Source organism: Thermoleptolyngbya sp. C42_A2020_037 (assembly GCF_015272455.1).
Taxonomy (GTDB): Bacteria; Cyanobacteriota; Cyanobacteriia; order Elainellales; family Elainellaceae; genus Thermoleptolyngbya.
Genome location: NZ_JACYLP010000031.1, coordinates 43,291 through 51,100, shown reverse-complemented (window position 1 = coordinate 51,100; position 7,810 = coordinate 43,291). Strand labels below are relative to the sequence as shown.

Sequence of the window (7,810 nt, the reverse complement as noted above, 5' to 3'; positions counted from 1 at the left end):
GCGGAAATTCCAGGGCGTGCGTCCACTCGAAGCGTTCGGCGTAGCGGAGCAGGTGCAGCCGGTCGATGGCCAGTTGCGCGTCTTCGGGCAGGCCGATGATGCAGTGGCGCAGGCGGCGACGGTGGGGCAGCTCGCAGGTGAGCGGGGGCAGCGAAAACTGGGTCGCCTCCGAGCGTGGGGACGACCAGGTGTATTGAATTGTCAGCATTTGGGGTTTCCTCCTTGGAAACGAGTGGGGTAGGAAACCCCGAAATGTTGGCCGCCCCCGGAGGTGAAGCACTGGGACAGGGCGGCCTACAATGGACGCAGCCCTGAGACAGGCGGTGACTGTCGAGGGGTCAGGCGTTGGTGGGTGTTGCGAGCACCTGCCAATGCCGTGGATGACTAAACGACCAAAATTTCGGGGGAAAGGTAAGCCGCGCTGACTTGGGGTCATTCACAGCTTGATGGACGATTGTACTGGATGCGATCGCCCTCGTCAATTGCCCTCCTGCTCAATTACGCTAATGACTTGCGCTTGCCATCTTATCTATCTTGCGATCGCCCAGTGCGAATCTTCAATCATCCCGTGGTACAACTCTGCAACGGCCGCCTCTTCCATGAGTGGCAATCGCTACACAGGAATTATGCACTTGCGATCTCCAGCTACAGGCAAGAAAGATTCGACCCATAGCCCTGTTCTGTTATGCGTATAATGACCCTGATACGGGTCGGCGTATCTTCTGGCGAGGCGAGTTTGGCGACATGAGTGACACCCTGGTACAGCAATCCTCGGTGGGTGAGTCTTTGTTTGAAATTGAGCGTCTGCGGGTGGCCTATCCGTTTCAGCGGGGGCAGCAGGTTGCGACGGAGGCAGACGCGCTGGACTGGGCGGTGGATGATGTGTCGCTGGGGCTGAAGGCGGGCGATCGCCTGGGGCTGGTGGGCGAGTCGGGCTGCGGCAAATCGACGCTGGGGCGGGCTGCTGTGCGTCTGCTGCCGACGGACACGCGCATCGAGGGGCGAGTCTTGTTTCAGGGACGCAATGTCTTCGAGCTAAACCCAGCGGAACTGCGGAAATTTCGCGGCGAAGTGGTGTCGATCGTGTTTCAAGACCCGATGACCCGGCTTGACCCGCTGATGACCATCGGCGACCACTGTGTAGAAACGCTGCGATCGCACGTCCCAGACCTCTCGCGGGCGGCGGCCAGAGAGCGGGCGATCGCCACGCTAGAAGCCGTCAACATTCCCCCCAGCCGCTGGAGCCAATATCCCCACGAATTTAGCGGCGGGATGCGGCAGCGCGTGGCGATCGCCCTGGCGCTCTTGCTCAACCCCAAGCTCATTGTGGCTGATGAACCCACGACCAGCCTGGATGTCACCGTGTCTGCCCAAATTTTGCAGGAACTCACGCGCCTCTGTCAGGAGCGCGATATGGCGCTGCTGCTGATTTCCCACGACTTGGCGCTGGTGGGCGAGTATTGCGATCGCATCGCCGTCATGTACGACGGCAAGGTGGTGGAAACGGGCTGCACCGCCACCGTCCTCACCCAGCCCCAGCACCCCTACACCCAGTCCCTCCTCCAGTCTGCCCTCCACATCCAGGCAACCCCATCCTCTAAACCGCTTGCCCCCCAACCCACAGAAGCGCCCCTCCTCAAGCTCGAAAACCTCCAAAAACACTACACCCTGGAATCCAACCTCGTTGCCAAGCTCTTGGCGGGCAAGCAAAACACCGCCATCCGCGCCGTAGACGGCATTTCCCTGGATCTATATCCGGGGGAAATTTTGGGACTGGTGGGCGAGTCGGGCTGCGGCAAAAGCACTCTGTCGCGGACGATCCTGCGGCTGGTGGAGCCGACGGGCGGCCGGATTGAGTTTTTGGGTCATGACCTGACGCACCTCTCGCGGGAAGATCTGCGAAAACAGCGGCGGCAGATGCAGATGGTGTTTCAAGACCCCCACGCCTGCCTGAACCCGCTGATGACGGTGGGCGAGAGCATTGCCGACCCCCTGCTAATTCACGACCTAGCAGACGCGGCGGGCGCAAGGCAGCAGGTGTTGCAAATGCTGGAGCGGGTGGGGCTAACGCCGCCCGAAGACTATGCCCAGCGATATCCGGGCGATTTGTCGGGTGGGCAACAGCAGCGAGTGGCGATCGCCCGCGCCCTGATCACCCGCCCCCGGCTGCTAATCTGCGACGAACCCGTGAGTATGCTCGATGCCAGCGTCCAGTCCCAGGTGCTAGACCTGATGCTGCACCTCAAGCAAGAATTTGACCTGACCTATTTGTTCATCACCCATGACCTCTGGCTGGCACGATTTTTGTGCGATCGCATCGCAGTGATGCACGCAGGCAAAATCGTAGAAATCGGCCCCACCGCCGAGCTATTCGCCAATCCGCAGCACCCCTACACGCGAACCCTCCTGAAAGCTGCACCACTGCTCAGTCGGGCGGGCGCGGCGCAGTGATGGAAGGGGAAAGAGGGAAGAGAGAAGAGGGAAGAACGAAGAACGAAGAACGAAGAAAGAAGAGAGAAAAACGGTGAGTGTCCCGATTTCTTCACCACCCTCAAAATGAAATGTCTTCCTTCTTCATTTTTCGTTCTTCATTTTTCGTTCTTCCTCACCCTCAAAATGAAACGTCTTCCTTCTTCATTTTTCGTTCTTCGTTTTTCGTTCTTCCTCCTTCCCATCACCCCAAAAACTCATAGGCCGTAGACAAATTCACCTGGAGTGTCGGAACTTTCACATGATTCACCAGGTTATGCTCCAGGGCTTGCTCTGGCGTGAGATACCAATCGGCGTGGCCCCGCTGATGCACCTGCTCGACAAAGTAGCCCGACGGTTTCTGGCAGTTTTCATCCAGAATTTGATACAGCAGGGCATTCAGCCGCTTTACTTCGTCGGCATCGGCAATGATCTCGCCTGCCTTGCCAAAGGAGACGGTCAGGCAGTCGTGAATCATCATGCGGCTGTTGGGCGCGGCATAGCGGTAGCCGTGCCAGCCGCAAGAGAGGAGAATCGCCCCCGCGCTCATGGCTTTGCCCATGACAACCGTGGCGATCGGCTTGGGCGACGAGCGACAGATATCGACCATTGCCATCAGCGTGTCGATCTCGCCACCGTAGGAATCGATCAGCACCGGAACCACAGGCTGGAGGGATTCTACGGCTCGATTAAATTGCTCCAAAAAAGGTTTAACTGCGTCAGCCTTGAAGTCATTCACCCAAACGACGGCCGGAGGAGGGGCAAGTTTTTCTAGCGCTTCGCGCTCTGCACGAGCATTGGTGGTGTATTGGATACGCATTGACGAGAGACTAAAATGTGTCCCTATCCTAATCTACGGGCAGATTTGTTTGTCGAGTCTAACTTTTGACGCTGCCAGTGGGAATCATTTTTGTGTAGTATTCTCTTTGAGATTTCTTAACCTTCAGTTTGTTTTTTGGCACGACGGTGCATCCTAGCCTGACACTGAGTGTTAAGTCCCCTGATTTCTATTTGACGTGTCTGTGAACAGGGCGATTCGCGAAGCGATCCTTACGGGAATCGCTCCCTGCCGCAGGCGCAATCTTCCTATCTCTCTCTTGCCCTACCAGGCACTCCCTTTCGCAACCTAGAGCATATTGAATGTTTGGTCTAATTGGTCATCTGACAAGTCTGGAACACGCTCAAGCTGTCGCCCGCGATCTGGGCTATCCCGAATACGCCGATCAGGGGCTTGATTTTTGGTGCAGCGCGCCGCCGCAAATTGTCGATCACATCAAAGTCACCAGCGCCACGGGGCAGGTGATCGAGGGCAAGTATGTGGAATCCTGCTTTTTGCCAGAAATGCTGGCGACGCGCCGCATCAAAGCCGCTACCCGCAAAGTGATTAACGCCATGGCCCACGCCCAAAAGCATGGCATCAATATCACGGCGCTGGGCGGCTTTTCCTCGATTATTTTTGAGAATTTCAACCTGTCGCAAATCCAGCAGGTGCGCGATGTGACGCTGGATTTTGCCCGCTTTACCACCGGCAACACCCACACGGCCTACATTATCTGCCGCCAGGTTGAACAGGCTTCTCAGCAGGTGGGAATCAACCTATCGGAGGCGACGGTGGCGGTCTGCGGCGCGACGGGCGACATTGGCAGTGCGGTGTGCCGCTGGCTGAATGCCCGGGCGGATGTGAAAGAACTGCTGCTGATTGCGCGAGATCAGGAGCGGCTGCAAAACTTGCAAGCAGAACTGGGGCGCGGCAAAATCATGGCGCTAGAAGAGGCGCTGCCCGAAGCTGACATCATCGTGTGGGTGGCTAGTATGCCCAAGGGCGTGGAGATCGACCCGGCTATGCTAAAGCAGCCCTGCCTGCTGATCGACGGCGGCTATCCCAAAAATCTGGGTACGAAGGTGCAGCATCCTGGCGTGCATGTGCTGAACGGCGGCATCGTGGAGCATTCGCTGGACATCGACTGGAAAATCATGAACATCGTCAACATGGACGTGCCGGCCCGCCAGTTGTTTGCCTGCTTTGCCGAGTCCATGCTGCTGGAGTTTGAGAAGCTCTACACCAACTTTTCCTGGGGGCGCAACCAGATCACCCTGGAGAAGATGGATCTCATTGGGCAGGTGTCGCTGAAGCATGGCTTCCGACCGCTGCTGATGGAGGGCTGAGGCGAGAGGCTGAGGCGGTGGGGCGAATTGCTCATTGGTTGGAACTTTTGGGCGATCGCCTCAATCACTGTAAGCTTAAAGATGCAAATTTTGCGGCGAGGATGGGCTGGGGCGATTTCCTACAGGAATCGACCATCGCAGCGGCTCATTCTCTCGTATTACCCTACGCCTTATCCATTTCCCTGAGGAGACCATGAAGCGGCGCACGTTGATTCAATATGCAGGCAGCGGACTGGCAGCAGCGGCCGCCACCGTTGGCCTGTCCCAGAGCCAGCAAGCCCAGGCCCAGACCAACAATGCAGTGACGATTCAGGCCTTGGGACATACCTGCTTTTTGTTTACGGGCGGCGGTCTGCGAATTTTGGTCAACCCGTTTCGCCCCATCGGCTGTACCAAGGGCTATCGTCCCCCCCGCGTGCCTGCGGACCTGGTGATGATCAGCAGCCGTCTGTTTGACGAGGGTTCCCTGGAGGGACTCCCCGGTAGCCCGCGCCTGCTGGCAGAACCGGGTATCTATGAGTATCGCGGCGTGCAGATCCAAGGCGTGCGATCGCCCCACGATCGCCAGGGCGGGCGGCGCTTTGGGTTTAACGTCACCTGGCGCTGGAACCAGAGCGGGCTAATCCTGGCGCACATGGGCGGCGCGGCGGCTCCAATTGAGGTAGAACAGCAAATTCTGATCGGTCGCCCGGACGTGCTGTTTGTGCCTGTGGGCGGCGGCCCCAAGGCCTACAACGCAACAGAAGCCCGTCAGGCCGTGCTGGCGCTAAACCCACGTATCATTGTGCCGACGCATTTCCGAACCGCCGCTGCCGATGCCAATGCCTGCGACATCGCACCTGTGGATGAGTTCCTGTCGCTGATGGAGGGCGTGCCTGTGCGGCGACCCGGCGACACGATCACGCTGCGTCGCTCGGAACTGCCGTCCGAAGGTTCCCGAATAGAACTGCTGAGCTACAGATTTTAGGGCGATCGCTCGTTAGCATGGAATCTATTAGCGGCAGCGTCGTCCCGATCGCCGCGTCGGGCGGCTCAGCCAGTTATCCCTCCGTTCCACCCTTCCCATGCAGACAGAATTTGCCCAGCGTCGCCAGCAGTTGATGGACAAAATTGGCAAGGGCACGGCGATTTTCCGCAGTGCGCCCCAAGCCGTGATGCACAACGATGTCGAGTACAACTTCCGGCAGGATAGCGATTTTTTCTACCTGACCGGGTTTGACGAGCCAGAAGCCGTGGCTGTGCTGGCTCCGCACCACGAAGAACATCGCTTTGTGCTGTTTGTGCGCCCCAAAGACCCAGAAAAGGAAACCTGGTCGGGCTATCGCGTGGGCGTAGAGGCTGCCAAGGAGCGCTTTGGGGCCGACGCAGTGTACCCGATTGAGGAGCTAGACGAAAAGCTGACGCAATATGTCGAAAAGGCCGACCGGATTTATTACCGACTGGGGCGCGATCGCCGCTTTAACGACAAAATCCTTGGACTGTGGCAGCGGCTGATGCGCGGCTATCCCCGGCGCGGCACGGGCCCCATCGCCATTGAAGATCCGGCCCCGACGCTGCACTCCCTCCGCCAGATCAAGTCGCCCGCAGAGCTAGAGCGGATACGGAAAGCCGCCGAGATTGCCGTCGCCGCCCACAACCGAGCCATGACCTACGCCAAACCCGGCGTTTACGAATATCAGGTGCAGGCCGAAATCGAGCATACCTTTCGGATCAGCGGCGCACTCGGCCCCGCCTATCCCTCCATCGTCGCCTCTGGAGCCAACGCCTGCATCCTGCACTACACCGAAAACACGCGCCAGATGCAGGAACACGACCTGCTGCTAATCGACGCGGGCTGCGCCTATGAGTATTACAACTCCGACATTACGCGCACCTTCCCCGTCAGCGGCAAGTTCACCGACGAGCAGCGCATCCTCTACGACATCGTGCTGCGGGCCCAGCTTGCGGCGATCGCCCAGGTGGCCCCCGGCAATCCCTACAGCCAGATGCACGAGACTGCCGTGCGCGTCATTGTGGAGGGGCTGATGGACTTGGGGCTACTCCAGGGCGATATCGAGGAAGTTATCAAAGAAGAAAAATACAAGCCCTTCTACATGCACAAAACCGGTCACTGGCTGGGGCTGGATGTGCATGACGTGGGAGTGTATGCCCACGGCGACACGGCCCATAACCTGGAGCCGGGCCATGTCACCACGGTTGAACCGGGCATCTACATTGGCCCCAACATCACGCCCGCCGAGGGCCAGCCCGACGTACCCGAACGCTGGCGCGGCATTGGCATCCGCATTGAGGACGATGTGCTGGTCACGCCGACGGGCCATGAAGTGCTGACAGCGGATGTGCCGAAATTGATCGAAGATCTGGAATCTTGACGGGCATGAAAGGTTGCGGGGGAGTCTTGAATCGATAAGCGATCGCCCGCCATGACTCTAGCAAAATCTAATCGCTGCCCCACGCATCGCGGATCGGGCCCATGCTAAAGTTTTGTTTAGTCAAGTCTTATCAGGGTTGGCCTTGCGTCTGGCCCATAGTCCTTACCCCCGATTCCTCCCATGTCTATCCTCGGCAACCCGCTCACGCTCATTACCTCCGGCAAGCCCTTCATCCGCGCCCTAGAAGAAGCTGGCACGCTGGGCGTGTACGTGCCGCTGGAGGGCGGACTAGAGGGGCGCTATCAGCGGCGGCTGCGGGGCGCAGGATACAAAATTTTGAACATTACGGCGCGGGGGCTGGGCGACTTGTCCTCCTACCTGCTGGATGTTCACGGCGTGCGCCCGCCCCACCTGGGCAAAAAGAACCTGGGACGCGAAGGGGCCGTGGGCTATCGCTACTTTGTGCCGCCCGTGGCTACCTATGAGGCTGAGGTGCTGCCCAAGGGCGCGAAGGGGCTGGTGATTTGGATGCTGGAAGGGCATATCCTGTCGCGCTCTGAACTAGAATTTTTGGTGACGCTGCCTCAGACCGATCCGCGCATCAAGGTGGTGCTGGAGATGGGGGGCGATCGCCAGTTTACCTGGAAGCCGCTGAAAGACATTCTGGCGGCCGCTTAGAAAAGTTTTTGATAGCTTAGTCTGGCTGCCATCGAGCCGCAAGATGTGGCTGATTTTGGAATCCCCCAGGGCGATCGCCCCCAGATTTGGGGATCGCTGTGAGCAATCCACCCAGAAAGTTTGCT

7 protein-coding genes are annotated in these 7,810 nt (G+C 58.6%); 5 read left to right on the top strand and 2 right to left on the bottom strand.

Features of this window, described 5'->3' with window-relative positions:
* Positions 1–208 (bottom strand): hypothetical protein (locus IGS16_RS09640; protein ID WP_297085167.1); only part of this gene is annotated, 208 nt, incomplete at its 3' end.
* A 566-nt stretch (positions 209–774) separates the two neighbouring features.
* On the opposite strand from IGS16_RS09640, the gene IGS16_RS09635 reads away from it, so the two are divergent.
* Positions 775–2,451, top strand: a complete 1,677-nt coding sequence (locus tag IGS16_RS09635) for a dipeptide ABC transporter ATP-binding protein (protein ID WP_367185765.1) — start codon at positions 775–777, stop codon at positions 2,449–2,451.
* A gap of 223 nt (positions 2,452–2,674) precedes the next feature.
* Here the strand turns inward: IGS16_RS09635 and IGS16_RS09630 are convergent, their stop codons facing one another.
* Positions 2,675–3,289: a ClpP family protease gene (locus IGS16_RS09630; RefSeq protein WP_297085165.1), complete on the bottom strand. Its 615-nt coding sequence runs from the start codon at positions 3,287–3,289 to the stop codon at positions 2,675–2,677.
* Between the two features lie 320 nt (positions 3,290–3,609).
* Here IGS16_RS09630 and IGS16_RS09625 point away from each other — a divergent pair, with 320 nt between their 5' ends.
* The 4 genes from IGS16_RS09625 (at position 3,610) to ndhN (ending at position 7,685) form a co-directional block, all read left to right on the top strand.
* The gene (locus tag IGS16_RS09625; RefSeq protein ID WP_297085164.1) at positions 3,610–4,635 is read left to right on the top strand and encodes a long-chain acyl-[acyl-carrier-protein] reductase; all 1,026 of its coding nucleotides are present in this window, start codon (positions 3,610–3,612) and stop codon (positions 4,633–4,635) included.
* Positions 4,636–4,828: 193 nt separating this feature from the next.
* The gene (locus IGS16_RS09620; protein ID WP_297085163.1) at positions 4,829–5,602 is read left to right on the top strand and encodes an MBL fold metallo-hydrolase; all 774 of its coding nucleotides are present in this window, start codon (positions 4,829–4,831) and stop codon (positions 5,600–5,602) included.
* 97 nt (positions 5,603–5,699) lie between these two features.
* Positions 5,700–7,007 (top strand): Xaa-Pro aminopeptidase, encoded by a 1,308-nt coding sequence (gene pepP / locus IGS16_RS09615; RefSeq protein WP_297085162.1) that lies wholly within the window; start codon positions 5,700–5,702, stop codon positions 7,005–7,007.
* Between the two features lie 180 nt (positions 7,008–7,187).
* Positions 7,188–7,685 carry an NAD(P)H-quinone oxidoreductase subunit N gene (gene ndhN / locus IGS16_RS09610; protein WP_297085161.1) on the top strand — a complete coding sequence of 166 codons (498 nt, stop codon included), beginning with the start codon at positions 7,188–7,190 and terminating at the stop codon, positions 7,683–7,685.
* Positions 7,686–7,810 lie beyond the last annotated feature (125 nt).